The 23,644-nt window shown below is 64.2% G+C and carries 24 protein-coding genes; 15 read left to right on the top strand and 9 right to left on the bottom strand.

Features of this window, described 5'->3' with window-relative positions; translation table 11 throughout:
* Positions 1-3 precede the first annotated feature (3 nt).
* Positions 4-3,138, top strand: a complete 3,135-nt coding sequence (locus AADX97_RS20060) for a type I restriction endonuclease subunit R (RefSeq protein ID WP_374235884.1) — start codon at positions 4-6, stop codon at positions 3,136-3,138.
* Positions 3,139-3,141: 3 nt separating this feature from the next.
* Here AADX97_RS20060 and AADX97_RS20065 read toward each other — a convergent pair whose 3' ends face one another.
* Both AADX97_RS20065 and AADX97_RS20070 read right to left on the bottom strand, forming a co-directional pair.
* Complete coding sequence (locus tag AADX97_RS20065) at positions 3,142-3,378, bottom strand: hypothetical protein (protein WP_374235883.1); 237 nt, start codon at positions 3,376-3,378, stop codon at positions 3,142-3,144.
* A gap of 325 nt (positions 3,379-3,703) precedes the next feature.
* On the bottom strand, positions 3,704-3,937 hold the full coding sequence (locus AADX97_RS20070; protein ID WP_374235881.1) for a hypothetical protein: 234 nt from the start codon (positions 3,935-3,937) through the stop codon (positions 3,704-3,706).
* A 134-nt stretch (positions 3,938-4,071) separates the two neighbouring features.
* Here AADX97_RS20070 and hcp point away from each other — a divergent pair, with 134 nt between their 5' ends.
* A complete protein-coding gene (gene hcp / locus AADX97_RS20075; RefSeq protein ID WP_374235880.1) occupies positions 4,072-5,334 on the top strand; it encodes a hydroxylamine reductase in 1,263 nt (420 codons plus the stop codon).
* A gap of 170 nt (positions 5,335-5,504) precedes the next feature.
* Here the strand turns inward: hcp and AADX97_RS20080 are convergent, their stop codons facing one another.
* Both AADX97_RS20080 and AADX97_RS20085 read right to left on the bottom strand, forming a co-directional pair.
* Positions 5,505-5,807, bottom strand: a complete 303-nt coding sequence (locus AADX97_RS20080) for a TusE/DsrC/DsvC family sulfur relay protein (RefSeq protein ID WP_374235879.1) — start codon at positions 5,805-5,807, stop codon at positions 5,505-5,507.
* A gap of 108 nt (positions 5,808-5,915) precedes the next feature.
* Positions 5,916-6,695, bottom strand: coding sequence for a DUF3050 domain-containing protein (locus AADX97_RS20085; RefSeq protein WP_374235878.1), 780 nt, complete (start codon positions 6,693-6,695; stop codon positions 5,916-5,918).
* 227 nt (positions 6,696-6,922) lie between these two features.
* Between AADX97_RS20085 and AADX97_RS20090 the strand changes: the two genes are divergently transcribed.
* Entirely contained in the window at positions 6,923-7,600 is a 678-nt protein-coding gene (locus tag AADX97_RS20090; RefSeq protein WP_374235877.1) for a sulfite exporter TauE/SafE family protein, read from the top strand.
* 80 nt (positions 7,601-7,680) lie between these two features.
* A complete protein-coding gene (locus AADX97_RS20095) occupies positions 7,681-8,571 on the top strand; it encodes a sigma 54-interacting transcriptional regulator (RefSeq protein WP_374235876.1) in 891 nt (296 codons plus the stop codon).
* Positions 8,572-8,777: 206 nt separating this feature from the next.
* On the opposite strand, the gene AADX97_RS20100 is transcribed toward AADX97_RS20095, so the two are convergent.
* The gene (locus tag AADX97_RS20100) at positions 8,778-9,524 is read right to left on the bottom strand and encodes a hypothetical protein (RefSeq protein ID WP_374235874.1); all 747 of its coding nucleotides are present in this window, start codon (positions 9,522-9,524) and stop codon (positions 8,778-8,780) included.
* Positions 9,525-9,727: 203 nt separating this feature from the next.
* Here AADX97_RS20100 and AADX97_RS20105 point away from each other — a divergent pair, with 203 nt between their 5' ends.
* The 9 genes from AADX97_RS20105 to AADX97_RS20145 all read left to right on the top strand — a co-directional run bounded on the left by AADX97_RS20105 (position 9,728) and on the right by AADX97_RS20145 (position 18,951).
* Positions 9,728-10,603, top strand: a complete 876-nt coding sequence (locus tag AADX97_RS20105) for a PHP domain-containing protein (RefSeq protein WP_374235873.1) — start codon at positions 9,728-9,730, stop codon at positions 10,601-10,603.
* Between the two features lie 9 nt (positions 10,604-10,612).
* The gene (locus AADX97_RS20110; protein ID WP_374235872.1) at positions 10,613-11,236 is read left to right on the top strand and encodes an L-threonylcarbamoyladenylate synthase; all 624 of its coding nucleotides are present in this window, start codon (positions 10,613-10,615) and stop codon (positions 11,234-11,236) included.
* A 36-nt stretch (positions 11,237-11,272) separates the two neighbouring features.
* Positions 11,273-11,944, top strand: a complete 672-nt coding sequence (locus tag AADX97_RS20115) for a site-2 protease family protein (protein WP_374235871.1) — start codon at positions 11,273-11,275, stop codon at positions 11,942-11,944.
* A gap of 18 nt (positions 11,945-11,962) precedes the next feature.
* On the top strand, positions 11,963-13,180 hold the full coding sequence (locus AADX97_RS20120; RefSeq protein WP_374235870.1) for a tryptophan--tRNA ligase: 1,218 nt from the start codon (positions 11,963-11,965) through the stop codon (positions 13,178-13,180).
* Between the two features lie 368 nt (positions 13,181-13,548).
* Positions 13,549-14,421, top strand: coding sequence for a ScpA family protein (locus AADX97_RS20125; protein WP_374235869.1), 873 nt, complete (start codon positions 13,549-13,551; stop codon positions 14,419-14,421).
* Positions 14,363-15,013 (top strand): SMC-Scp complex subunit ScpB, encoded by a 651-nt coding sequence (gene scpB / locus AADX97_RS20130; RefSeq protein WP_374238956.1) that lies wholly within the window; start codon positions 14,363-14,365, stop codon positions 15,011-15,013. The genes AADX97_RS20125 and scpB overlap by 59 nt, the downstream gene beginning before the upstream one ends.
* Before the next feature lie 434 nt (positions 15,014-15,447).
* Positions 15,448-16,350 (top strand): 23S rRNA pseudouridine(2605) synthase RluB, encoded by a 903-nt coding sequence (rluB, locus tag AADX97_RS20135; protein WP_374235865.1) that lies wholly within the window; start codon positions 15,448-15,450, stop codon positions 16,348-16,350.
* 258 nt (positions 16,351-16,608) lie between these two features.
* Positions 16,609-17,898, top strand: coding sequence for an APC family permease (locus AADX97_RS20140; protein ID WP_374235863.1), 1,290 nt, complete (start codon positions 16,609-16,611; stop codon positions 17,896-17,898).
* A 39-nt stretch (positions 17,899-17,937) separates the two neighbouring features.
* The gene (locus tag AADX97_RS20145) at positions 17,938-18,951 is read left to right on the top strand and encodes a phosphoglycerate mutase (RefSeq protein ID WP_374235862.1); all 1,014 of its coding nucleotides are present in this window, start codon (positions 17,938-17,940) and stop codon (positions 18,949-18,951) included.
* Positions 18,952-19,029: 78 nt separating this feature from the next.
* On the opposite strand, the gene AADX97_RS20150 is transcribed toward AADX97_RS20145, so the two are convergent.
* The 4 genes from AADX97_RS20150 to AADX97_RS20165 all read right to left on the bottom strand — a co-directional run bounded on the left by AADX97_RS20150 (position 19,030) and on the right by AADX97_RS20165 (position 21,189).
* Positions 19,030-19,164: a hypothetical protein gene (locus tag AADX97_RS20150; RefSeq protein WP_374235860.1), complete on the bottom strand. Its 135-nt coding sequence runs from the start codon at positions 19,162-19,164 to the stop codon at positions 19,030-19,032.
* Between the two features lie 25 nt (positions 19,165-19,189).
* Positions 19,190-19,672 (bottom strand): YbaK/EbsC family protein, encoded by a 483-nt coding sequence (locus AADX97_RS20155; protein WP_374235858.1) that lies wholly within the window; start codon positions 19,670-19,672, stop codon positions 19,190-19,192.
* A gap of 341 nt (positions 19,673-20,013) precedes the next feature.
* On the bottom strand, positions 20,014-20,577 hold the full coding sequence (locus AADX97_RS20160) for a DUF427 domain-containing protein (RefSeq protein WP_374235856.1): 564 nt from the start codon (positions 20,575-20,577) through the stop codon (positions 20,014-20,016).
* 9 nt (positions 20,578-20,586) lie between these two features.
* Entirely contained in the window at positions 20,587-21,189 is a 603-nt protein-coding gene (locus AADX97_RS20165; protein ID WP_374235855.1) for a DUF938 domain-containing protein, read from the bottom strand.
* Between the two features lie 300 nt (positions 21,190-21,489).
* Here AADX97_RS20165 and AADX97_RS20170 point away from each other — a divergent pair, with 300 nt between their 5' ends.
* Together AADX97_RS20170 and AADX97_RS20175 are read left to right on the top strand one after the other, a co-directional pair.
* On the top strand, positions 21,490-22,953 hold the full coding sequence (locus AADX97_RS20170; protein WP_374235853.1) for a hypothetical protein: 1,464 nt from the start codon (positions 21,490-21,492) through the stop codon (positions 22,951-22,953).
* Between the two features lie 33 nt (positions 22,954-22,986).
* Entirely contained in the window at positions 22,987-23,598 is a 612-nt protein-coding gene (locus AADX97_RS20175) for a hypothetical protein (protein ID WP_374235851.1), read from the top strand.
* Positions 23,599-23,644 lie beyond the last annotated feature (46 nt).

Raw genomic sequence — 23,644 nt, forward strand, 5'->3', positions numbered from 1 at the left:
GCCATGGCCACTCACCACGAGATCGCCTTCGAGAACGACATCTGCGACCACCTGCACGATCACGGCTGGCTCTACGATGGCCCGCAGGATCACCAGAATTACGATCGCAAACGCGCTCTGTATCCGGCCGACCTCATCGCCTGGGTGAAGGCGAGCCAGCCCGAGGCATGGGAGTCCCTGGAGAAGCGCCACGGTGCCGCCGCAGCGGATACGCTGCTCACGCGCGTGCGCGCCGAGATCGACGCCCGCGGCACCCTGGATGCCCTGCGTTACGGGGTGTCGATCCTGGGGGTGAAGAAGCCGATCGCGCTCGCCCAGTTCAAGCCGGCCTTCGGGGTGAATCCCGAGCTTCAGGCCCGCTACGCCGCCAACCGTCTGCGGGTGGTGCGACAACTGCGCTACTCCGTCCACCACGAGAACAGCCTGGACCTGGGGCTGTTCCTGAACGGCATCCCGGTCGCCACCGCGGAACTCAAGACAGACTTCACCCAGTCGGTCGAGGACGCGGTGAACCAGTACCGCTTCGACCGGAACCCCAAGCCGAAAGGCCCCGATGGCAGCGGGTCCAAGGCCGAGCCCCTGCTGTCCTTCCCCAACGGCGCCCTGATCCACTTCGCGGTCAGCAACTCCTACGTCCGGACGACCACGCGCCTTGCAGGTACCGAGACGCACTTCCTGCCGTTCGACCAGGGCGACGGCGGCGCTGCAGGCAACCCAGTGAATTCGGCCGGCCATCGCACCGCCTATCTCTGGGAGCAAGTTTGGCAGCGGGATTCCTGGCTGGAGATCCTCGGGCGCTATGTGATCGCCCGACGCAGCGCCAAGAAGCAGATCGAGCGGGTCATCTTCCCGCGCTATCACCAGCTCGATGCGACCCGCAAACTGGTGGCCGCCGTGGTGGCCGAGGGTGCGGGCGGACGCTACCTGATCCAGCACTCGGCCGGCTCGGGCAAGACCAACACCATCGCCTGGACAGCCCATTTTTTCGCAGACCTCCACGATGCGAACGACCACAAGATCTTCGATTCGGTGATCGTGGTCTCCGACCGCACGGTCCTTGATGACCAGCTCCAAGAGGCGATCTTCGACTTCCAGCGCACCACCGGCGTGGTGGCGGTGATTACCGACAAGCAGGGCAGCAAGAGCAGCGCCCTGGCGGAGGCACTGGCGGCGGGCAAGAAGATCATCGTCTGTACCATCCAGACCTTCCCCTGCGCGCTTGCGGCGGTGCGGGAGCTGACGGCGACACAAGGCAAACGCTTCGCGGTGATTGCCGACGAGGCGCACAGCTCTCAGAGCGGCGAGTCGGCGGCTAAACTGAAGGAAATTCTCTCCCCCGAGGACATTGCTGACCTCGCCGACGGCGGCGAGGTCAGCAGCGAGGACATCCTGGCCGCCCAGATGGCGGCCCGCGCCAGCGACTCCGGCATCACCTTCGTGGCCCTGACCGCGACGCCGAAGGCGAAGACCCTCGAACTCTTCGGCCGATTGCCGGACCCGAGCAAGCCTGCGGGGGAAGACAATCTGCCGGAAGCCTTCCATGTCTACTCCATGCGCCAGGCGATCGAGGAGGGCTTCATTCTCGACGTGTTGCGCAACTACACCCCCTACAGCCTGGCGTTCAAGCTCGCCACCGGGGGGAAGGAACTGGACGCGCGGGCGGTCGAGCGCGCTGCGGCCATGCAGGGTCTGATGCGCTGGGTGCGCCTGCATCCCTACAACATTGCCCAAAAGGTCCAGGTGGTGGTGGAGCACTACTGGTCCGTCGTGGCCCCGCTGCTGGACGGGCAAGCCAAGGCCATGGTCGTACTCGGCAGCCGCGTGGAGGCGGTGCGCTGGCAGATCGCGATGACCAAGTACATCGCTGAGCAGCGCTATCCCCTGGGGGTGCTGGTGGCCTTCTCCGGGGAGGTGAACGACCCGGAGTCAGGCCCGGATCCCTTCACCGAGCGCGGCAAGGCCCTCAACCCCGGGCTCAACGGGCGCGACATCCGCGACGGCTTCAAGAGTGGCGACTACCAACTGCTCCTGGTGGCGAACAAGTTCCAGACCGGCTTCGACCAGCCGCTCCTCTGTGGGATGTACGTGGACAAACGCCTGGCCGGGGTGCAGGCGGTTCAGACCCTCTCGCGGCTGAACCGTGCCCATCCGGGCAAGGACATCACCTACGTCCTGGACTTCGTCAACGACCCCGCCGAGGTCTTGGCGGCCTTCCAGCCCTACTACGAGACCGCGGCGCTCTCGGACGTCACGAATCCCGACCTGGTGTTTGATCTGCGCGCCAAGCTCGACGCCGCGGGCCACTACGACGACTACGAGGTTGCGCGCGTGGTCGCGGTCGAGCTGGACCCCAAGGCGACACAGAAGCAACTCAGTGCCGCCGTGGAGCCCGTGGCCGATCGTCTCGTCAAACAGTACGCCGCCGCCAAGAAGGCGCGGACGGCGGCCAAGGCACAGCAGGATGCCAAAGCCGAGCAGGAGGCCCGCGAGACCATGGACGCCCTGGTGCTCTTCAAGCGCGACATCGGCACCTACCTGCGGGTCTACACCTTCCTGTCGCAGATCTTCGACTACGGCATCACCGACATCGAGAAGCGGGCGATCTTCTTTCTCCGGCTGTTGCCGCTCTTGGACTTCGGGCGCGAGCGCGAGACGGTCGATCTGTCGAAGGTCCGGCTCACGCACCATGCGCTGCGCGGCAAGTCCCAGCGGAATCTCGCCTTGGGTATCGGAGACGGGGACGACCCGGCGGACTATCTGCTCAAGCCGATGAGCGCGACCGGGTCGGGCGAGGTGCAGGACCCCGAGAAGGTCCGGCTGGCCGAGATCATCAAGGCCCTCAACGACCTCTTCGAGGGCGTGCTCACCGACGAGGATAAGCTCTTGTATGTTAATGAGGTTCTAAAGACCAAGCTCTTGGAGTCGGGGATCCTGGTGCAGCAGGCGCTGAACAACAGCAAGGAGCAGTTCGCCGCCTCGCCGAATCTGGACGACGAACTGACCAACGCCATCATCGACGCCCTCGACGCGCATACCGCCATGGGCCAGCAGGCGCTCAATTCCGAGCAGGTGCGCGAGGGAATCAAGCGGGTACTACTCGGCCCCGGACAACTCTGGGAGGCGCTGCGGGTGCGTTGAGGATCAGTCCGGGACCGCGACCCCGAACGCATCCATGCCGTCGGGGTTGGCTACGCTCCCGCAATCGCCGACTTCGGCGGGTGCGACCGGATAGCCGGCCTCTCGCACCAGCAGGCGGGCAGCGGCGTAGGTTGATGCGGTGCCGACGCACACGGGATGATGAAGCTGGCCTCGGGAATCGAGGCGAACGACGATCACGTCGCGCGCGGTACCGTCCAGGCGGGATTGACTGCTGCTCATGCTCCTTGCTCCTTGAGTGTGTGCCTGACATGCATGGCGATTGTGCGCCTCGATGGCCGCGACGGGGAGTAGAGCAAAGCCATCAATCGATGATTTTCCATGACCTCAGCCGGCCTTGCTCGTAACCCCGGCCATCGTGGCACCTGGCGCAGAGCGCCACGGGCATGCGTGACACCGCAGAGCGGGTGTCACGAGCGAACAAGTGGTCGAGGGCTCTACTCGTTGTCGTTGTCGTTGTCGTAATCGGATTCCGGACGAACACGACAACGACAACGTCACCGATCGTCAGCACAAGCGATCGGGATCGAATTTTCGGCAAATCCACTCAGCGCAGCACAAACCAGCCGATCGCCCCGCAGGCCAGGATGAGGATGGCGGGGTTGATGCGCTTCCAGAACAGCAGCAGGACGCTCGCCAGACCGAATCCCTGGGTCATGCCGTTGAACCAGAGCGGTCGATCCATGTTGAAGCTGGCTGTCTTGCCCACGGCATCGACGCCCGCGAGCGTCAACGCGATCGTGATGGGTGCCAGTCCGTGTCCGGGGCTCCTTGGGTCCACCCGTTTTGATCTAAGTCAAGGATACCGGGGTGTGCCCTCTCCAGACTGGGCGCCCCTTCATCGACCCCAACGATCGACACCGATCCGGGGGAGCGACAAGGGCACCTTGATCCCGATCCGATTCAGAGGCACCCATGCACTGCAACCAATGCGAACAGACCTACCATAAGACCGGCTGCGTCACCTCCCCCGGGATGTGCGGCAAGGACGCCGATGTCCAGTCCCTGCAGGAGATGCTGCTCTACGGTCTGAAGGGGATGGCTGCTTACGCCCACCATGCGCGGCGTTTGGGCAAGTCCGACGAGAGGGTGTCGGCCTTCATCGAGGAGGCGCTCTTTGCGACCATGACCAACGTTAATTTCGACGTGAAGAGTCTGCTCGAATATTGTCTGGAATGCGGACGGATGAATCTGCGCGTCATGCAGATGCTCGATGAAGGTCATATCGATGCCTTCGGCAAGCCGGCACCGATCAAGGTGAAGGAGGGGACGCAAGCGGGCCGCGGCATCCTGGTGACCGGTCATGATCTGGCGGACCTGCGGGATCTGCTCGGGCAGGTCGAAGGGACCGACATCAAGGTCTACACGCACGGCGAGATGCTGCCCGCGCACATGTATCCCTTCTTTCAGAACCACCCGAACCTGGTCGGGCATTACGGCGGTGCTTGGCAGAACCAGAAGCGCGAGTTTGCGGCCTTCCCGGGTCCGGTGGTGGCGACGACCAACTGTGTTCTGATCCCGCCTGCGAGCTACAAGGGTCGGCTCTTCACGACCCGCGGGACGGCGGTTCCCGATGGCCAGCGGGTGCTCGGCGGGGATTATTCCGAGGTGATCGCCGAGGCCATGCGTTGCGAGCCCTGCGAGGAACGGATGACGGGTGAGTCGACCGTCGGTTTTCATCGCACGGTGCTCTTGGATCATGCACAGACGATCGTCGACGCGGTGAAGGCGGGGCAGATCAGCCGGTTCTTCGTGATCGGCGGATGCGACGGGGCGGATCCGGGTCGCAACTATTTCAGCGACTATGCGCAGGGCACACCGGATGATTCGTTCATTCTGACCTTGGGCTGCGGCAAGTACCGGATCCGCGATCATGAATACGGCGAGCACCTCGGCTTCCCGCGTCTAATGGACATGGGCCAATGCAACGACGCCTACGGCGCCATCGCGGTCGCATCCGCCTTGGCCGAGGCATTCGAGTGCAGCGTCAACGAGCTGCCGCTGACCCTGGTCATCAGTTGGTTCGAGCAGAAGGCGGTCGCTGTTCTGCTGACCTTGCTGAGCCTCGGAGTCAAGGGGATCACCCTGGGTCCGAACGCGCCGGCCTTCGTTTCGCCGAACGTCTTTGCGATCTTGCAGGAACGATTTGATCTTCGTTTGAGCGGGAATGATGCCTAAGGGGATCTTCGGCTTGCCATGAGCGCTTAGGCGAAATCCGGAAATCCTTCTATCAAGGTAGTAGGTTGTGCCGAGCCGTGCGAGGCACAACCAACCGTCGGCGCAAGTTGTGCTTCCTATCGTCAGCACAACCTACGGGTCTACGGGTGGGGAAACTGCCGGAACTTGCTTTAAACGCACCCGGTCGGCTTCGGCAATCCACCCCACTTGCAGATCAGCTTCATCGGCCCCTTCCTGAAGATGTCGTAGAGGTCTTTGGTCGAGACCTTCTGCTTCTTGGCGAAGATGCGGATCGGCGGGACGACGCCGTCGGCCTCGTACATGGTCCTTGCCTCACGGATGAATCCCATCACCTGCTCGGTCATCTCGAATTCATCCGACTTGGCCAGCTCGATGGCGATCTCTTCGCTCCAGTCATCGCGATTGAGGAGAAAGCCTTCGTTGTCGAGAGGGACGCTCAGTGCTTCGGTCATGGGTACGGCTCCAGGATTGTGTTCCAGCGAAGATTTACGATTCACGCCAATGGTGGTGGCGAGGCGTGCCGATACAAGTCGTTCGTGACTTGCCGGCCCGTCCGCGCGTCAGCTCGCCCGGCCGGCCTGGATCGCCTCCAGCACACCGTCCCAGAATCGGATGCGTGCGCAGATCGCCTCCTCGGCCGCGGTTTCGGCCTCGTCGATCCGTTTTGGGTCATCGCCGCAGAGCTGCTCGAGCAGTTTCATCGACAGGGGGCCGTGGAAGTCCTCGTCGAGGTGGATATGCCGGTTCAGGTAATGATGGAAAATGGGCGCCTGCGCCTCGGTGATCCGCATCTGCTCGAGGAACTGCCTGAACATGCCGGGAATCAGCTTCTCGCGTCCGAGGGCCAGTGCGGCCGCGACCAGATGGGGTTTGTCTTCGCGGATGAAGCAGAAGGTGGTCTCGGAGAAATAGCGCGACGGCAGCGGGACCATCGATGCGTAAAGTGCCTTGTCGACACCCTGCTCGGCGACCAGATCGAGGAAGCGTCTCGGCATCTCGCCGTCGGCGCCGATCTCGGTCATGGCGCGACAGTACAGCTCGAAATGGCTGGCGTGCTCGATGCCGCCACCGGGGAGCGGCACGCTGTCGGATTCCTCTTCGAGCACAAGCTGGTTGATGAAATAGCGCACACCCGCGTCACCATGCGGCATCCATGGCACCGTGACGGGTGCGATTCGGGCCTGCAGGTACTTGATCAAGGACATGAAGTCCCAGACCGAGAAGATATGGTGACTCATGAAGACCTGGAGGTCCTCGATACGCTCGATGGCGCCGTAGATCGGATGTGCGTTGAGCTGTTCCTGCAGGGGCCGGATGTGGTCCAGGTTCAGTGATGCCATGAGTCCCGTCCTCGTTATTTCAGTATTTCAGTCGACACTGAATCGACAATATAAGGCGTTCCGGCTAGAAATCTCCAGTACGAGGCGATGAGTGCCTGATCGATGTCATCGCGGGCGGGGAATCTTCCGATTAGCCTGGTCTCGGGCCGGGATGCGATCCCGGCGAGACGTGTCGCGATGGAGTCGGGCAGGATGACGGATGATCGGGTCGGACGGTTTTTCGCGGGATGACGGGCTCCGCTTACGCGCTCGCGTTCGTCGTCGGGCTGCTGAGTGCCATGCACTGTATCGGCATGTGCGGCGGGATCAGCGGTGCCTTGAGCTACTCGCTGCCGGCGCAGACGCGCAATGATCGCGGACGGCTCGGTCTGTTCGTGCTGGCCTTCAACCTGGGGCGGATCGCCAGCTATGCCGCGGCCGGGGCCGTCTCGGGTGCATTCGGGGCCGCGCTGCTCGGCTCGGGCGCACCAGCCTGGCTGTTCGAGTGCGTGCGCTGGTTGGCCGCCGCCATCATGATCGGCATCGGGCTCTATATCGGGGGTTGGTTCCCCCGGTTCGCGAGGATCGAACGGCTCGGACTGCCTCTTTGGCGGCGGCTCGAGCCGCTCGGCCGACGCCTTTTGCCGGTGACCACGCTGCCGCGTTCCGTCCTGTTCGGCATAGTCTGGGGGTGGTTGCCTTGCGGGCTGGTCTACAGCATGCTTCTGAGCACGCCCGCGCAAGGCGGTGTTCTGGCCGGGGCGCTCTACATGGCCCTGTTCGGTGCGGGGACCTTGCCGATCTTGGTACTGGGGGGCCTCTTTGCCGGACAGCTCTTTCGGCTCGGTCAGGATCGACGCTTTCAGGCCATGGCCGGTATCGGCGTGATCCTGCTTGGGCTCTTGACCTTCATCGTCAACGGATAGAGCCGGACGTACCCGAGAGGGCGCCGCGAGCGCAGTCGAACCTATACGAGCACAAAGCAAACGATTTCGGATGGGGTGTCATGACGACTCTGATTGGCCGGTCTCCCGACTTTAATCGACTCCGCAATGCCCTGGCGATGGTTGCCGCGACGGATGTGGGCGTTCTCCTGTTGGGCGAGCCCGGCACCGGAAAAGAGACCCTGGCGCGCGAGATCCATGCGAGCAGCGCCCGTCGCGATGGCCGGTTCGGCATGCTCGCCTGCACCGGGGCACCGCCCGACGCGCTCGATCGATGCTTATCGACGTTTGCGCAGGACGCACCGGGGACCTTCTATCTGGATGAGGTCGGTGATCTGAATGCGGCGGATCAGGCGCGCCTGCTGCACCTCATCGTCGAGCAAGACGCCGCCCGCGACGGGTCTCCTTTCGGATCAAAGCTGAGGATCATCGCGGCCTCGGCCTTGGACCTCGATCGGCTGGTCCTGCAGGGGGCGTTTCGGCGCGATCTGTATCTGCGGCTCTGCGTCGTTCCGCTGGAGGTGCCGCCGTTGCGTGCACGGGCGCTCGATATTCCGGCGCTGACGCAACACTTCATCGCGACGGCGGCGGCGCGACATCGTCTCGATCCGCCACGGCTGAAGTCCGGTGCGGAGCGCCTGCTGCGCCGCTACACCTGGCCGGGCAATCTGCGCGAGCTTGCCAACCTGTGCGAGCGTTTGGTCATCCTCCTGCCCGGCACCGAGGTGGGTCCCGAGAACCTACCCGGGGAGGTGGTGCGAGGGGCGCCGCAGTCGGAGACCGACATCGGTTTCTCGCTCCCGCCGCACGGGATCGATCTCAACGACCTGGAGGCGGAGCTGATCCGCCAAGCCCTCTCGCTGGCCGGCGGGAACAAGAGTCGGGCCGCGCGTCTGCTCGGGTTGACCCGGGATACGCTGTTGTATCGGCTCCAAAAACACCTCATCAGCTAAACCGCGCCCCGGAGTTGTCCGGCGATGTTGCGATGTGGCGATAGGTTGGAGCGGTTCCCGACAGTCGGCACTGGACGCGGTTTAGGAAATAGGAAAATAGGAAAATAGATATTCCTGAACCGCGTCTCGACCGGCGGCGCTGGAATGCGCCACGCCGAGAGGTTGCTCGAAAGGATGCATGGACCGCCGACGCGGTTCAGTACGGTTCAGTGTAGCCGCTGACCGCTGCACCATGTGTCGAAGTAACGTTGCATCACCTCGCGGACGTGCGCGGGGTAGTTGAGCGCCTCCATTTGTCCCATACCCTCGCGGAAGAAGTAGGGGGCATGATCGGGCAGTTGCTCTCCGATGGCGTCGAACGCCTCTTCCATCAGGGCGGGCTGATGGCTGCGCGTAGCGACGATCCCGCGATTGATCAGGAGCACGAGCCAGGGATCGGTCGGGTCACTCGGGTCCATGCCTTGGATGCGGTCCGCCCCGATGCCCTCTGCAATCTCGCCCATCAGACCATAGAGCTCGGCCAATTCATCAGGTTGTTTCAAGTGGTTTGCGAGGGTGGCCAGAGCATTGACCACCTCCTCGGGGTGTTGCAGCTCGCAGCCCCGGCGCAGCATCCAGCACGCGAAAGGGACAGAGAGGATCGCGATGGCTTGTGCCTGCGACTCAAGGTTCAGGCGGCTCGCGACCTCGCGGAGCTGACGCAGCAGGCCCAGCCCATGCTCGAGCAGGGCGTCGGGTTCCACGCCGGTGACCGTGCGCAACACCTGTGCCGACTCGCCGCGCGACTCGGCCTCGCCGGCGCGAACGGCGTCGAGCAGTTGCGCGAGTCCGCTCAGCAACACCTGGGGTGCGGGCTCGACCGCTTGCTCCGAGTCGTCGTAGACGCGCTGGATCTCGTCGCCGAGTCGCACGAGCTCGTCCGCAATATCGCTGAGGTCGACCTTCGGGAGCATGGGCTGATCATCCTGGCAACTTGAAGAAACCGAGGTCGGATCGACCGATCCGGCCTGCATCCTGGAGCAGTGCGGCATCGGTCCGTTGCAAGCGGACTCCGACCGCCTTACCTGGAAATATAGCAAGCACGATCATCCCCGTCTCGCGCGCGGCCTCTCGTCGGCTCGAGGCAAGCACCCGCGGGATCGGTTAGACTAGAGCGATGATAAAAAGCCCCGATCTTCACAGTCATTCGACAGCTTCCGACGGCACCCTCACCCCCGACGCGCTGATGCAGCGGGCGTGCGCGGCCGGCGTACGTGTCATCGCCCTCACCGATCACGATACCACCGAGGGCTTGGCCGAGGCGAAAGCTGCGGCCGATGCGCTCGGCCTTCGGTTTATCCCGGGGGTGGAGATCTCGGTCACCTGGGGCGGCCGCACCGTCCATCTGGTCGGGCTCAATGTCGATCGCGACCACGTCGAGCTTCAGGCGGGCCTGACTCGGCTCCTCGCCTATCGCGGCTGGCGTGCCGAGGAGATCGGGCGCCGTCTAGCCAAAAAGGGCATCGAGGGCGCCTACGACGGCGCGAAGGCATTCTCGAACGGTCGTCTGATCGGACGCACCCATTTTGCCCGCTTTCTGGTCGGGCAGGGCCACGCGCTCGACCTGCGGGATGTCTTCAACCGTTATTTGGTCAACGGCAAGCCCGGTCATGTCAGCGGCGAGTGGGCGACGCTCGAAGAGGCGACGCGATGGATTACGGGTGCGGGCGGTCAGGCCGTCATCGCGCATCCGGCGCGCTACAAGCTCACGCGCACCCGCCTGCTGAAGCTGCTCGGCGAGTTTCGCGAGTGCGGCGGAGTGGGGCTGGAGGTGGTCTCCGGGAGCCACAGCCGGGACGAGGTCTCCGATTTCGGTTGCCTTGCGCGCGACCAGCGCATGCTTGCCTCTGCCGGTTCCGACTACCATGGCCCTGAGAATCCCTGGATCGATCTGGGGCGTTTGCCTGCCCTGCCGCCGGTCTGTACGCCGATCTGGCACGACTGGCCCGAGCTCGACGAGGAGCCGAGTCTCCGTCGCGTCGCTGTCGGTTGATCTCGGGCCATGGCGCAGTTTTTTCAGATCCATCCCGCGAATCCGCAGACGCGTCTGATTCGTCGCTCGGTCGAAATCCTGCTCGAAGGCGGTGTTATTCTCTATCCGACCGACTCCTCCTACGCGCTCGGCTGCCAGATCGGCGAGAAGTTCGCGATGGAGCGGATCCGGCGCATCCGCAAGCTCGACGACAAGCACAACTTCACCCTGGTCTGTCGCGATCTGTCCGAGATCACGACCTATGCGAAGATCGACAATCAGGCGTTTCGGTTGCTCAAGAGTCTCACGCCCGGCCCCTACACCTTCATCCACGAAGCGACCAAGCAGGTCCCGCGGCGGCTGCTTCATCCCAAGCGCAAGGCGATCGGCATCCGGGTGCCGGACAACGAGATCTGCCGCGCACTGCTCGGCGAGCTCGACCAGCCGATCCTCAGCACCACGCTGATCATGCCGGGCGACGATCGACCCCTGACCGATCCCGAGGAGATGCGCGAGCTACTCGACAAGCAGGTCGATCTCATCATCGACGGGGGGTTCTGCGGTTTGGAGCCCACCACCGTGGTCGACATGACGGCGGATCCGCCGAGCCTCGTGCGGCTCGGCAAGGGCGATGCGACCTTGTTCGATGAATGACCCGCGGTACCGGCGCGCGGTGGGTATAATGCCGCGATGGAAGCCCTGAACCCTTACCAACTGCTGGCCGTCCTCGTCATCCCGGTGCTGTTCGCGATCACGGTCCACGAGGCCGCGCACGGCTGGGTCGCGAGTCGGCTCGGTGATCGGACCGCGCTGATGCTCGGTCGCGTGACCTTCAATCCGATCAAGCATATCGATCCGATCGGCACCATCCTGGTTCCGCTCGTGACCTTCTTTCTGGTGGGATTCCTGTTCGGATGGGCCAAGCCGGTGCCCGTCAACTGGCGCAACCTACATCATCCGCGTCGCGACATGGCCCTGGTGGCGGTCGCGGGTCCCGGCGCAAATCTGCTGATGGCGCTCTTCTGGGGTGGAATGATCAAACTGGGTGTGCTGCTGCTGCCGGCCAGCGAATGGATTGCGCTGCCGTTGATCTATATGGGCTCCGCCGGAATTCTGATCAACGTCTTCCTGATGGTCCTGAACCTGGTCCCTCTGCTGCCGCTCGACGGCGGGCGCGTGCTGAACGCCTTGCTTCCGCCGAAGGTGGCAGTGCAGTTCTCCCGACTGGAACCCTTCGGTCTCATCATCCTGTTGGCGTTGTTGATCACCGGGCTCTTGGGCGCCGTCCTGCTTCCGATCGTGATCGGGATCGTGGGCCTGCTCCCCGGCTCGGCGATCGTGATAGAGCTCTTCTTCGTCTGATTACGAGGCTGCCAAACCTTGACTTCCGTCTCAGCACACCACTCGCGCGTTCTCTCCGGGATGCGTCCTACGGGCCGTCTCCATCTCGGGCACTATCACGGTGTCCTGAAGAACTGGCTGGAGCTTCAGCACGAATTCGAGTGTTTCTTCTTTGTCGCCGATTGGCATGCCTTGACGACGCACTACGAGGATCCCTCGATCATCCCGACGAGTACTCGCGAGATGGTGATCGACTGGTTGGCCGCCGGGATCAATCCCGGCTCGGCGACACTCTTCATTCAGTCGCGCGTCCCGGAGCATGCCGAGCTGCATCTGCTGCTCTCTATGATCACGCCGTTGGGCTGGCTGGAGCGGGTGCCGAGCTACAAGGACCAGCAGGAGAAGCTCAAGGAGCGCGATCTTGCGACCTACGGATTTCTCGGCTATCCGCTGCTCCAGAGCGCGGACATCCTCATGTACAAGGCCGGGCAGGTCCCGGTCGGCGAGGACCAGGTCGCCCACGTCGAGCTGACACGCGAGGTCGCGCGGCGCTTCAATCACATCTACGGTCGCGAGGCCGGCTTCGAGGAGAAGGCGGAAGAGGCCAAGCGCAAGATGGGCAAGAAGAACGCCAAACTCTTCGACGGGCTGAGGCGCCGCTATCAGGAGCAGGGCGATCAAGAGGCATTGAGCGTTGCCCATGCGCTTTTGGAAGGTCAGGGCAACATCACCCTGGCCGATCGCGAGCGACTGCTCGGCTATCTTGAAGGCGGCGGGCGCGTCATCCTGCCCGAGCCGATGCCGCTGCTGACCAAGGCGTCCAAGATGCCGGGTCTGGACGGGCAGAAGATGTCCAAATCCTACGGCAACACCATCGCCCTGCGCGACGAGCCGGCCGATGTCGAGAAGGCGCTGAGGACCATGCCGACAGATCCGGCCCGCGTGCGCCGGACCGATCCGGGCGATCCGGAAAAGTGCCCGGTCTGGCAGTTCCACTTGGTCTATTCGAACGATCAGGTGCGCGATTGGGCGCAGCAGGGCTGCCGTTCGGCCGGCATCGGCTGTCTGGAATGCAAGCAGCCGGTGATCGACGGAGTGCTCGCCGAGCTGATGCCGATGCAGCAACGTGCCCGGGAATATGCCGCTCAGCCTGAGCTGCTGCGCAACGTCATCAACGACGGCTGCGAGCGTGCACGCGACGTCGCGCACGAGACGCTTGAAGAGGTTCGGCACGCGATGTCGTTGGTCATGAGCTAAGGCGATTTCCGCAAACTTCCATACCCGTAGGTTGTGCTGACGATAGGAAGCACAACTTGCGCCGGCGTTTGGTTGTGCCTCGCACGGCTCGGCACAACCTACGCCCTTGGCATGAAGGTTTCCGTAATTCGCCTAAACTGCGCCCGGTTCATCAAGGTGTTCACTTTATTTCTGAATCGTCACTAAGTCAGGCGATGGGACAATAAGGCTACCTCTGCCACAATTGTCGTTGTCGTTTCCGATTACGACAGCGACAACGATTGAATTCGGTGCTCGATTTATTCCCGACGCGTGACCTAGAGCCTCGAAGCAAAGCGCTGCGCCGTTGTTGCGTGGTTGAGAGCCTTCACTTTTTTAGGGACTTGAGTATGGCGGACGAGGGCGCAGACCGTCAGCCGCCGCCGGGGCAACAGCAGGAGATGCCACTCGAGGTGGCGCCCTTCGCGATGGTGCGGGGTTTGCCCTTCATGACCTTGCCTGTGGATCTCTATATCCCGCCGGATGCGCTCGAGATCTTTCTGGATGCCTTCGAGGGACCGCTGGATCTGCTGCTCTATCTGATCAAGCGACAGAATCTCGACATCCTGGATATCCCGATCGCGGCCATCACCGCCCAGTACATCGAATATGTCGACCTGATGACCGAGCTGCGCCTGGAGCTGGCGGCGGAGTACCTGGTGATGGCCGCGATGCTGGCCGAGATCAAATCCCGGATGCTCCTGCCGCGTGTGCAGGCCGTGGAGGAGGAGGGCGATGATCCGCGTGCCGAGCTGGTGCGTCGACTCCAAGAGTACGAGCGGTTCAAGCAGGCGGCGCAGGATCTGGATGCACTTCCCAGGCTCGAGCGCGACGTCTTTGCCGTCCGCGCCGAGGTGCCGCCCGGCCATGTTCAGCGCGTCCCGCCGGATGTCGATTTCCGTGAGCTGCTCCTGGCCATGCGCGACGTCATGGCGCGCGCGGATCTCTTCACCCGCCATCGGGTCGAGCGCGAATCTTTGTCGTTGCGCGAGCGTATGTCGTGGGTGCTCGAGCGTTTGAGCGACGGAGGATTTCTCGCCTTCACGGATCTCTTCGATGTCACCGAGGGGCGCCCCGGTGTCGTGGTGAGCTTTCTCGCCCTCTTGGAGCTGATCAAGGCAGCGACCTTGGAGCTGGTCCAGGCCGAGCCGTTCGCGCCGATCCATGTGCGCCTGCGCGAGACGGCGGCGGGCGAGATCCTCGACGAGGCGGAACTTGCTTAAACGGATCGTAGAAGCCGCGCTGGTCGCCGCGGGCGGGCCACTGACGCTGGATCAGCTCCTTGCGCTTTTTCTGGACGACGAACGCCCGTCGCGTGCCGATCTGCTCGGGGCCATCGCCGCGCTTCAGGATGACTATGCCGAGCGCGGTCTGGAGATCGTCGAGGTCGCCGGCGGCTGGCGCACCCAAGTCCGCGCGAGCATCGCCCCATGGGTCGCACGCCTCTGGGACGAGCGCCCGCCGCGCTATTCGCGTGCCTTGCTCGAAACGCTCTCGTTGATCGCCTATCGCCAGCCGATCACCCGCGGCGAGATCGAAGACATCCGCGGGGTCGCCGTGAGCACCCAGATCGTCAAGACCCTGACCGAGCGCGAGTGGATCCGTGTGGTCGGCCATCGCGACGTCCCCGGCCGGCCGGCGCTCTTCGCCACCACGCGCAAGTTCCTGGATTATTTTGGCCTGCGCTCCCTCAACGAGCTGCCGACCCTCGCCGAGATCCGCGCCCCGGATTTCCTGATCGACGAGGAGTTGAGGCTCGAGGAGCCAGCCCAGGATGCCGCGGATAAAAAGCCCCGAGACGACTCTGGTGTATGATCGTAGGATCGCCGCCAGCCTTCAGCTATCAGCTATCAGCTATCAGCTATCAGCTATCAGCTATCAGCTATCAGCTATCAGCTATCAGCTATCAGCTATCAGCTATCAGCTATCAGCTATCAGCTATCAGCTATCAGCTATCAGCCGCCGGCCGCCGGCCGCCGGCCATTAGCCATTAGCCATCAGGGATTTGATGAAGGGTGATAGCTAAGGCGATTTCTGCAAACTTCCATACCCGTAGGTTGTGCTGACGATAGGAAGCACAACTTGCGCCTATGGTTGGTTGTGCCTCGCACGGCTCGGCACAACCTACGCCCTTGGCATGGTGGTTTCCGGAATTCGCCTAAAAGCTAATCGCTAGTAACTAATAACTAATAGCCGGAAGCAGGAGGCAGGAGGCTGACGGCCTAAAACGATAAACCCGAGACCCCGATATGAAAACCGACCGACGCTTGCCCCCGCCACCGCCTCCCGCCGAGGAGCCCGTGCGCCTGCAAAAGGCCCTTGCGGACTCGGGTCTGGGCTCGCGTCGCACCATCGAGGGCTGGATCAGCGAGGGGCGGATCCGGGTCAACGGCGATCTCGCCAAGCTCGGCGATCGAGTGACCAGCCGTGATCGGATCCGCGTCGACGGGCAAGACGTCAAGCTCAAGGGGCGGCGAGACAAGCTTCCGCAAGTCATCGCCTATCACAAGCCCGAGGGCGAGCTGGTCACGCGGCGCGATCCCGAGGAGCGCCCGACGGTGTTTCGTCGTCTGCCCAAACCCAAAGAAGGCCGCTGGATTGCGGTCGGCCGGCTCGATATCAATACATCCGGGCTCATCCTCTTCACCACCGACGGCGAGCTGGCAAACCGGCTCATGCATCCTTCGCGCGAGGTGGAGCGCGAGTACGCCGTGCGCATCCTCGGCGATGTCCCCGAGGGAACGCTCGAGCGTCTCGCCGTCGGCATCGAGCTGGAAGACGGGCTCGCCAAGTTCGATGCGGTCACCGAGCGCGGCGGCACGGGTGCGAATCGCTGGTTTCATGTCGTCCTGCGCGAGGGTCGCAACCGCGAGGTGCGCCGGCTCTGGGAGGCCGCCGGCTGCCAGGTGAGTCGCCTGATCCGCATCCGGTACGGCAACATCGAGCTCGGACGACGCCTCTATACCGGGAACTGGCGACCCTTGTTCGAGGATGAACAAAAGACCTTGATGGCGCTGGCGGGTCTGACACCGCCGGTGCCCAAGCGCCGGCAGGTCCGCCCGGGGTCAAAACCTTGGCAGTCCAAACAACCGAGCGGCGAGTCCCCCTTTGCACGCGGGCCCAAGTGGGGTCGGCCTCGGGGTGATCGCTGAGCTGGCGGAAGTTGTGCTTCCTATCGTCAGCACAACCTACGGTACTGGCTGACCGGCGGCCAATCGCTCGCACTCTCGGTTCCGAGTGTGCTGATCCCGCAGCAACGTAATCTGCTGTTGAATCCCGCTCACGGGAGGGCCGGTGGGGTGTTCACGACGGCGACCCTGCAACCCTTCGATCTCGATCCGCGTCTTGTCCGTTGATCCGATTGGAAACGGCTGGACGTCGATCGAGACACGACATCGGATGCCGACACGATGAGCAGACCTCGCTTCATCGACCAACGCACCGCGATCCTCATCGTGGTCGCCAACATGATCGGCACGGGCGTGTTCACGACGCTCGGCCTCCAAGCGGCCGGAATCTCGGACGGCTCGGCCTTGCTCTTGCTGTGGCTGATCGGCGGTCTGATCGCGCTCTGCGGCGCACTCTCCTACGCGGAGCTGGTCGCTGCCTTGCCGCGCTCGGGCGGGGAATACCATTTCCTGTCGCGGATCTTCCATCCCCTGTTGGGCCAGTTGGCCGGCTGGGTCTCGGTGACCGTCGGGTTCGCGGCCCCGGTGGCCTTGGCGGCGATGGCGATGGGGTACTATGCCGCGACCGTCCTCCCGGCGCCACCCACGGCGATCGCGGTGACGGCCTTGATCATGGTCACCGCCGTGCATGCCTTCGACCTGGATCTGGGGCGGCGCGTGCAGGTCGTCGCGACCTGGTTGAAGATCGCCGTCATCCTGCTGTTCTGCGCCGTGGGGCTCGCTCTACCGGCGACCTCGGGCAGCCTCTCGGTCGTGCCCTCCGCAAAGACGCTCGAGGCGGTCTGGAGCGCGCCGTTCGCCGTGTCTTTGATCTATGTCGCCTATGCCTACTCGGGGTGGAACGCCGCCGCCTATGTGGTGGACGAGGTCCAGGATCCAGGTCGTGCGGTTCCGCGCGCGCTGCTGCTGGGCACGCTGATCGTCACGCTGCTGTATCTTCTGCTCAATCTGACCTTCCTGCGCACCGTTGAATACGATGCCTTGGTCGGTCGCGTCGAGGTCGGTGCGCTCTCCGCCGGGACCATCTTCGGCGCCGTCGGCGGGCATCTCATGAGCCTGGTACTGACCCTCTTGTTGGTCTCGACCGTCAGCGCCATGGTGCTCGCAGGACCGCGTGTCTTGGAGCGTATCGGCGAGGACCTGCCGTTTTTCCGGCCGCTCAGTGTCCGCAACCGTCGCGGTGCGCCGACGCGTGCCGTGCTGCTGCAACAGGGTCTGGCGCTCGCGATGATCCTGACCGGCTCGTTCGAGGATGTCTTGAGCTTTGCGGGCTTCACGCTCACACTCTTCGCGGTCGTCACCGTCGCCGGTGTCATCCGTCTGCGTCGGCGCGAGCCGGACCTGCCGCGACCCTTTCGGGTGCCCTGGTATCCGCTGCCGCCGCTGGTGTTTATTCTGGTCAGTCTGGCGAGTCTGCTGTTTCTCGCGCTGGAACGACCGCTTCCGGTGGTGCTGGCCGTCATTTTGCTCGGCCTCGGTTGGGTGTCCGTGAGGCTCTCGGGCCGTCGCTGAGGGACACGCCATCGCTGTCTCCGCTGTCCCGGAATCATTATGCTGACCCTCATCTGCCCCGGCCTGCTCGGCCCCATCCCGGTCGCTGCGGAGACACTCCCGAAGGTTCCGGCCATCGATCGGCTGCTCGCGCGCGCGGATCGTATCCCGACCGGCGGGCACGACGCTGCGACGGCTCTTCTGAGGCACGTCGGCGTCTCGACCGACCCCGAACGCGATGCCCCGACGGCTGCGATCAGTCTCCTGGGCGAGTCACCGGACACGCGGTGCGCCGGCTATTGGATGCATGCCGATCCGGTACATCTGCGCCCGGATCGCGACCGTCTGCTGCTCTTCGCCGGCGCCGGTGTCACGCCAGACCGGGCGGAGGCGGATGCCTTGGTCGCGCTCTTCAACGGCCATTTCGCCGCCGAAGGGCTGAGGCTTACGGCGCCGCACCCGAACCGCTGGTATCTGGGAGCGGACCGGGCCTTGGACCTGCGCACGGAGCCCCTCGAGTGCGTCATCGGCGTGCCTGTCCCGCTTGATGTCCCGAGCGGTGCGGATGCCCGGCGCTGGCGCGGTCTGATGAACGAGGTGCAGATGCTCTTCTACGACAGCGAGGTCAATCGTCTCCGCGAGCAGGCCCGGCGTCCGGCAATCAACGGCATCTGGACCTGGGGCGGCGGTGTGCTGCCGGCGCGCTCGGGCGCACCGCCGGACGCGGTGGTCGGGGATGATCCGCTGACCGCGGGTCTAGCGCGTTGGTGCGGGGTTGCGCATCGCTCGCTCGAGGGGTGGTCGCCGCAGGAGTCGCTGCCCGGACGCCGTCATCTCGTGCTCTGGGGCCGGCTTGGTGCGGCGCTGCTTGAGCGGGATCTCGATGCCTGGTCGACGGCGTTGCTCGCGTTGGATGCAACGCTCGCCGTGCTCGAAGCGCGGATCAAACGCGGGGGTCTCGACCAGGTCCTGCTCGACCCCTGCGAGGGCATCGCTTATCGGCTGACGCGATCGGCGTCTCGGCGCTTCTGGCGTCGCGGTAGGTTGGTCGAGGGCCTGGTTCAGCGCGCGTGAGCGTCAGGGTTTCAAGCGACGCAGGCCCCGTGCGGGTAGGTCAGTCCGTCTGCGACCCGTCCCGGCGGGCATCATGCACTACCAGGGTTCGCGGAACGGCCGCAGATCCAGCTCGAAGGTCCAGGCCGATCTGGGCTGGCGTGCCAGAAAGAACACCGACTCGGCGATATCGTCGGGATCGGCGAAGGCGCTGTCCGGGGCATCGGGCGCCATCGCACGGGAAACCGGTAGACTCCGTTCAGGTCGCCATCGCGACCAGTGTGGGTTTGAGGAGGGCCAGGGCATCGGCGGTCGCGAGCGAGATGATGTAGCCGCGCTTGCCCCCGTTGATGTAGATCCGAGGCAGCGCGGCGACCCCGCTTTCGCAGTAGACCGGCATCGCGCGCCGTGTGCCGAAAGGTGAGGTGCCGCCGACCTGATAACCCGAATGCTTGTCCGCGATCGCAGGCGCGCAGGGCTGGACGCGTTTCACCCCGATCGCGCGTGCCAGCGCCTGGGTCGAGACCTGCCGGTCGCCGTGCATCAGGACGATCATGGGGTTGCCCTGCTCGTCCTCCATGATCAGGGTCTTGACGACTAGGTGCTCGTCCACGTCGTGCTCGCGCGCGAACTGTGCCGTTCCGCCGCCGTCGATGTAGCTGTAGGGGTGGTCTTCGAAGGCCACCTTGGCGGCGCGCAGTGCGCGTATTGCTTGCGTGACGGGTACTTTCGAGCCTTTCATGCTGAAACGCGTTCAGAGTCAATATCGCTCACTAAGGCGATTTCCGCAAAATTCCCTACCGTAGGTTGTGCTGACGTCAGGAAGCACAACTTGCGCCGACGGTTGGTTGTGCCTCGCACGGCTCGGCACAACCTACGCCACTGGTATAAGGGTTCCCAGAATTCGCTTAAGGTAGCCCAGTCTGTCGAGCGCACCAAGCATATCGGCGTCAACGCGGTTCAGCCGATTGATTCAGACGTTGGGGTCATTTCCGCAAAGGCATCGGCCAAGCTGTAGGGGCGACTTAAGTCGCCCCTACAGCTTCTTGTGCCGGGACCCCGAATGTCGCGATGCCGGTTTCGTTACCAGTGAGATGTCCCTGGATCGCCTTTGAAGGGACCGACGACGTCGGCGGTGATCCATCCGCCGTAATAGCCGCCGGGCTGCGCGATCACGCGCTCCCCGTCGAGAAAACAGGCGACGCGACCGGGATAGAAGCAGATCCAGCCGGCGTGGGGTTCGAAACCCTGGAGCGGGTCCGGATAGCACCAGGCGACGTCGGTTGCGGGACCGGTGGCACCCGTGAGCCGGAAATAGCGTGCCTGGCCTTTCCATTCGCAGAAGCTGCGCGTCGGGGTGACCGTCAAAAGGTCCATCGCGACGTCCTCCTGCGGGACATAGAGTGTCGGCGGGCTCCCGGTCTCGCAGACCCGAACCGCACGGCTCGAGTCGGCCAGCGTCACCGTGCCGGCCAGAACCCGGACGGGGCGCGGCTCAGGGACGATCGCGGGCGGGCGAGGGTAGTCCCACGCGGACTCTTGATCGGGACCGGGCTCGACCGCGAAGTCGGGTCGCTTCTGCCCGCGAAACCGCCAAGCCGCGCGAGCACGTGCGATCCGGTGGGCGTCTTTCGGGGTCTCGGGCATGGGGTGTCCTTAAGGGATACGCTGCCACACCAGCGTACGGTTGTTGACCGGCATCGGGTGATCCGCGATCAACTCCATGCCGTTGTCGCGGGCCATGCGGATCAGGAGGTCGAGATCGCGGATGCCCATCGCGGGGTCGCGCGAGCGCAGCATGGCGTCGAAGCGCGCGTTGCTCTCGCTGGTGTAGCGACCGCCGATGTTGAAGGGCCCGTAGAGCGCGAAACAACCGCCATCGACCAAGACTCGCCCGACCCCGTCGAACATGGCCTCGACCTCCGGCTCGGACATGATGTGGGCGGTGTTGGCACTGAACACGCCATCGAAGCGTTCCTCGGGCCAAGTGCCGGTGACGTCGAGCACGCGGGTGGGCGGCAGGTTGGGCAGGTCCGCATCGTCCATCCAGGCCCGGATTCCGGGAAGATAGTGGGCGCAGTCACTGGTGTGCCACACCAGGTGGGGCAGGGCGGCAGCGAAGAAGACCGCGTGCTGACCGGTGCCGCTCCCGATCTCGAGCAGCTGTCGTGCCTCTTGAAAGAGCGGGCCGATCACGTCGAGAATCGGGCGCTTGTTTTCTTCGCAGGCTTCCGAGTAGGGTTTGTCGATCGGATACATGGTATTCGCCGTCGGGAATAGGTCGGATCGGGGATGAATTGGGGCCGGCACGCTCGCATGTTCCGACCACGTTCGACGCTGCATCGGCCGTCGTGTCACGCGGGACGTAGGGGCGTGTGGGTCGATCGACAACCGGCTCGGCGACGTAGCGGATCGAAATGGCATCGGATCGGTCAGCGCGATCCGTTATCCTGGACACCGCGCCGATACCGCGACGCAGACCTCTGAACGGGCGCCGCCGGCGCGCAGGTCGGCGCCGAATCGACATCTACTGACCCGATACCGGGAGACGGTCACATCGTGGAGACACCCTTGCGCCACACCCTTGCCGGGCCCGTGCAGCGGCCTCGCCGCTTTCGCGCTGCCGCGCAGGTGCGCGCCATCGCTGCTTGCGGGTTGCTCGGGCTCGCCGTCTCGGTGAGCGGTTGTGCCGGTGTTCGACCGAATCTCCCGTTCAACGCCGAGTCGACAGCGGTCCCTGATATCGCACAGGTGACGGAGCCTCCACGATGGACGGGTTTGGGCGATGCCCCGGCGTCCGAAAGGGGGCCAAACGACGTGCTTCCGGCCGACGTGCTTCCGGTCGAGACCCGTCCGTCCGAGGGCGTATTGTTCAATGATCCCGGCGCGCCCCCGGTGCTGTTCAGCCAGGATCCCGAGATTCTTCGGGCCGAGGTGGCGGCCGAGTGTCTGTCTGCACGATCCATGTCGATCACGACGCGGGACGGGCTCGATGCCTTGGTGGCGAGTCTCTACTCGTCCGTGATCGATCCCGCCGAAGGCACCGAGGCGCTGATCCTCGGCAACTGTGCGCCGACGGCGGACATCGTGCGCGAGATGGTTGCAAAGGGGGGCGAGCAGGTCCTGGCCCCCGTTGTGGAGCGTGCGCGCGCACTGAGCGCGCCTCAGGCGCGACGGGAGATCGAGACGTCTGCAGCCGACGGGCTTACGCGGCGGCTCGAGTTGAACGGCTTGGGCAGCGCTCCGACGCGTCTTGCACGCGACCACGCCATGGCCTATTTCCCGTCGGCGGGGTCGGCGGTGCGTATCGAGACACCGAGCCGCCTCGATCGCCTGTATCGGCGCGCGGTGCCGGGTTTCGGCGTCTATACCTTCGTGATGGTCGGACCGAATGTCGAGCGACTCGCGGAGGCGGATCAGGCGCGTCACCGCGAGCTGTTTCGGCTCATCGAAACCTATGCCGCGGTCGGCGGGGATGCCGAAGCCGCGCCGCGCCCCGACGCCCACGTCTTCCTGATTCCGGTCGATGCGGAGCTCGGCGGGATGCCTTTGTTCAACCAAGTCGCCGCGGATCTCTCCGACGGGATGCGCATGAAGCTGGTTGCGGACCTGCGTGAACGGGGCGATGCGGGTCTCGCCGTGCGACTGCAGAAGGGTTCCGGCCCCTTCCTCGTTGCCGGTCTCGAGCCGGATCTCCTCCCTGGAGGGGCCGGCGCTTATCGGCTTGTTGCGGATCTCTCCGGCCTTGGGATCGAGCACCTCTACGCGGTTGTCGATGCCTTCGATCGCGGTATCGGCCCCGAGCTCGGCGGGCGCCCGGAGAGCTTGGCAGCGATCCGCGATCGACTCCGCGACGTATGGGCGCGACAATCAGGCGATGCGGAAACAGTGGCGACTACAGAATCCGTCTGGTTTTTCATGCTGGGGGGTACAGACGAATCCGGCGCCGGAGCCGCGGCGGTGATCGGTCGTTTGATGCTCGGCGTTGCAGACCTCTTGAAGTACGAGCCGCCGAGTGCCTGACCCGCTCGACGCCAGGGAGTGCAGACTGAGACTATGAATATCATTCCAACCGGTCTGGGCAGCTTGGTCCGCTTTCTGATCGGGATCTTTCTACTCCAGGGTGTCACGGGGCTCCTGGTCTATACGGCCTTGAGCACCGATTGGCAAACGACCTGGCCGCTCTTTCTGCTGTTGGGCGGCTCGATCGGGACACTCGTCGCCTTTTGGTTCAACACCATCGTTGCGGCGGATCGCCATCGCACCGTCTCGCGCGTGAGCGAGCGCTTTTCCAAGGAACGCGAGAAGATCCGCGTCAAGGCCGAGCAGATCCGTGCCAAGGTCGGACGCGACAACGCGGTCCTCCAGGCCAAGGTCCGGCATCGGGGCTCGATGGGAGCCAACCTCAAGACCGGCGTCGTCGTCGGCGGTGCGGTCGGTCTCGGCGTGGCCATGATGCTGGCCCAGTTCGTCACCCTCGGGCTGCTCACCCTGACGACGGCCGGAGGTGCCGCGCTCGGCTACGCCGCCCGGGTGCGCCAGGAGAAGCATCTCGCGTCCAAGCGTCTCGCCGAGGAGGAGCGCATGCTTATGATGATGGACGGCGATCCGCCGCAGCGCCGTTTGACGGGTCGCAAAGGCAGGCGCGCCGATCCGGAAGTCGATTGAGCCGACAGGATTCAACCTGATGGATCCGAATCAAGGATCCGAAACG

Source organism: Thiocapsa sp. C2-2m (assembly GCF_041903745.1).
Taxonomy (GTDB): Bacteria; Pseudomonadota; Gammaproteobacteria; order Chromatiales; family Chromatiaceae; genus Thiocapsa; species Thiocapsa roseilacustris.

What these genes read in the sequence shown, in the direction of transcription:
- AADX97_RS20150 (WP_374235860.1), bottom strand. Translation starts at nt 19,164, where the DNA reads ATGGCGCCCGATGCCCCGGACAGCGCCTTCGCCGATCCCGACGATATC.
- AADX97_RS20145 (WP_374235862.1), top strand. Translation starts at nt 17,938, where the DNA reads ATGCTGACCCTCATCTGCCCCGGCCTGCTCGGCCCCATCCCGGTCGCT.
- AADX97_RS20140 (WP_374235863.1), top strand. Translation starts at nt 16,609, where the DNA reads ATGAGCAGACCTCGCTTCATCGACCAACGCACCGCGATCCTCATCGTG.
- AADX97_RS20110 (WP_374235872.1), top strand. Translation starts at nt 10,613, where the DNA reads ATGGCGCAGTTTTTTCAGATCCATCCCGCGAATCCGCAGACGCGTCTG.
- AADX97_RS20160 (WP_374235856.1), bottom strand. Translation starts at nt 20,577, where the DNA reads ATGCCCGAGACCCCGAAAGACGCCCACCGGATCGCACGTGCTCGCGCG.
- rluB (WP_374235865.1), top strand. Translation starts at nt 15,448, where the DNA reads ATGAAAACCGACCGACGCTTGCCCCCGCCACCGCCTCCCGCCGAGGAG.
- AADX97_RS20065 (WP_374235883.1), bottom strand. Translation starts at nt 3,378, where the DNA reads ATGAGCAGCAGTCAATCCCGCCTGGACGGTACCGCGCGCGACGTGATC.
- AADX97_RS20080 (WP_374235879.1), bottom strand. Translation starts at nt 5,807, where the DNA reads ATGACCGAAGCACTGAGCGTCCCTCTCGACAACGAAGGCTTTCTCCTC.
- AADX97_RS20105 (WP_374235873.1), top strand. Translation starts at nt 9,728, where the DNA reads ATGATAAAAAGCCCCGATCTTCACAGTCATTCGACAGCTTCCGACGGC.
- AADX97_RS20090 (WP_374235877.1), top strand. Translation starts at nt 6,923, where the DNA reads ATGACGGGCTCCGCTTACGCGCTCGCGTTCGTCGTCGGGCTGCTGAGT.
- AADX97_RS20085 (WP_374235878.1), bottom strand. Translation starts at nt 6,695, where the DNA reads ATGGCATCACTGAACCTGGACCACATCCGGCCCCTGCAGGAACAGCTC.
- AADX97_RS20165 (WP_374235855.1), bottom strand. Translation starts at nt 21,189, where the DNA reads ATGTATCCGATCGACAAACCCTACTCGGAAGCCTGCGAAGAAAACAAG.
- scpB (WP_374238956.1), top strand. Translation starts at nt 14,363, where the DNA reads ATGTGCGCCTGCGCGAGACGGCGGCGGGCGAGATCCTCGACGAGGCGG.
- AADX97_RS20125 (WP_374235869.1), top strand. Translation starts at nt 13,549, where the DNA reads ATGGCGGACGAGGGCGCAGACCGTCAGCCGCCGCCGGGGCAACAGCAG.
- AADX97_RS20115 (WP_374235871.1), top strand. Translation starts at nt 11,273, where the DNA reads ATGGAAGCCCTGAACCCTTACCAACTGCTGGCCGTCCTCGTCATCCCG.
- AADX97_RS20175 (WP_374235851.1), top strand. Translation starts at nt 22,987, where the DNA reads ATGAATATCATTCCAACCGGTCTGGGCAGCTTGGTCCGCTTTCTGATC.
- AADX97_RS20155 (WP_374235858.1), bottom strand. Translation starts at nt 19,672, where the DNA reads ATGAAAGGCTCGAAAGTACCCGTCACGCAAGCAATACGCGCACTGCGC.
- AADX97_RS20095 (WP_374235876.1), top strand. Translation starts at nt 7,681, where the DNA reads ATGACGACTCTGATTGGCCGGTCTCCCGACTTTAATCGACTCCGCAAT.
- AADX97_RS20060 (WP_374235884.1), top strand. Translation starts at nt 4, where the DNA reads ATGGCCACTCACCACGAGATCGCCTTCGAGAACGACATCTGCGACCAC.
- hcp (WP_374235880.1), top strand. Translation starts at nt 4,072, where the DNA reads ATGCACTGCAACCAATGCGAACAGACCTACCATAAGACCGGCTGCGTC.
- AADX97_RS20100 (WP_374235874.1), bottom strand. Translation starts at nt 9,524, where the DNA reads ATGCTCCCGAAGGTCGACCTCAGCGATATTGCGGACGAGCTCGTGCGA.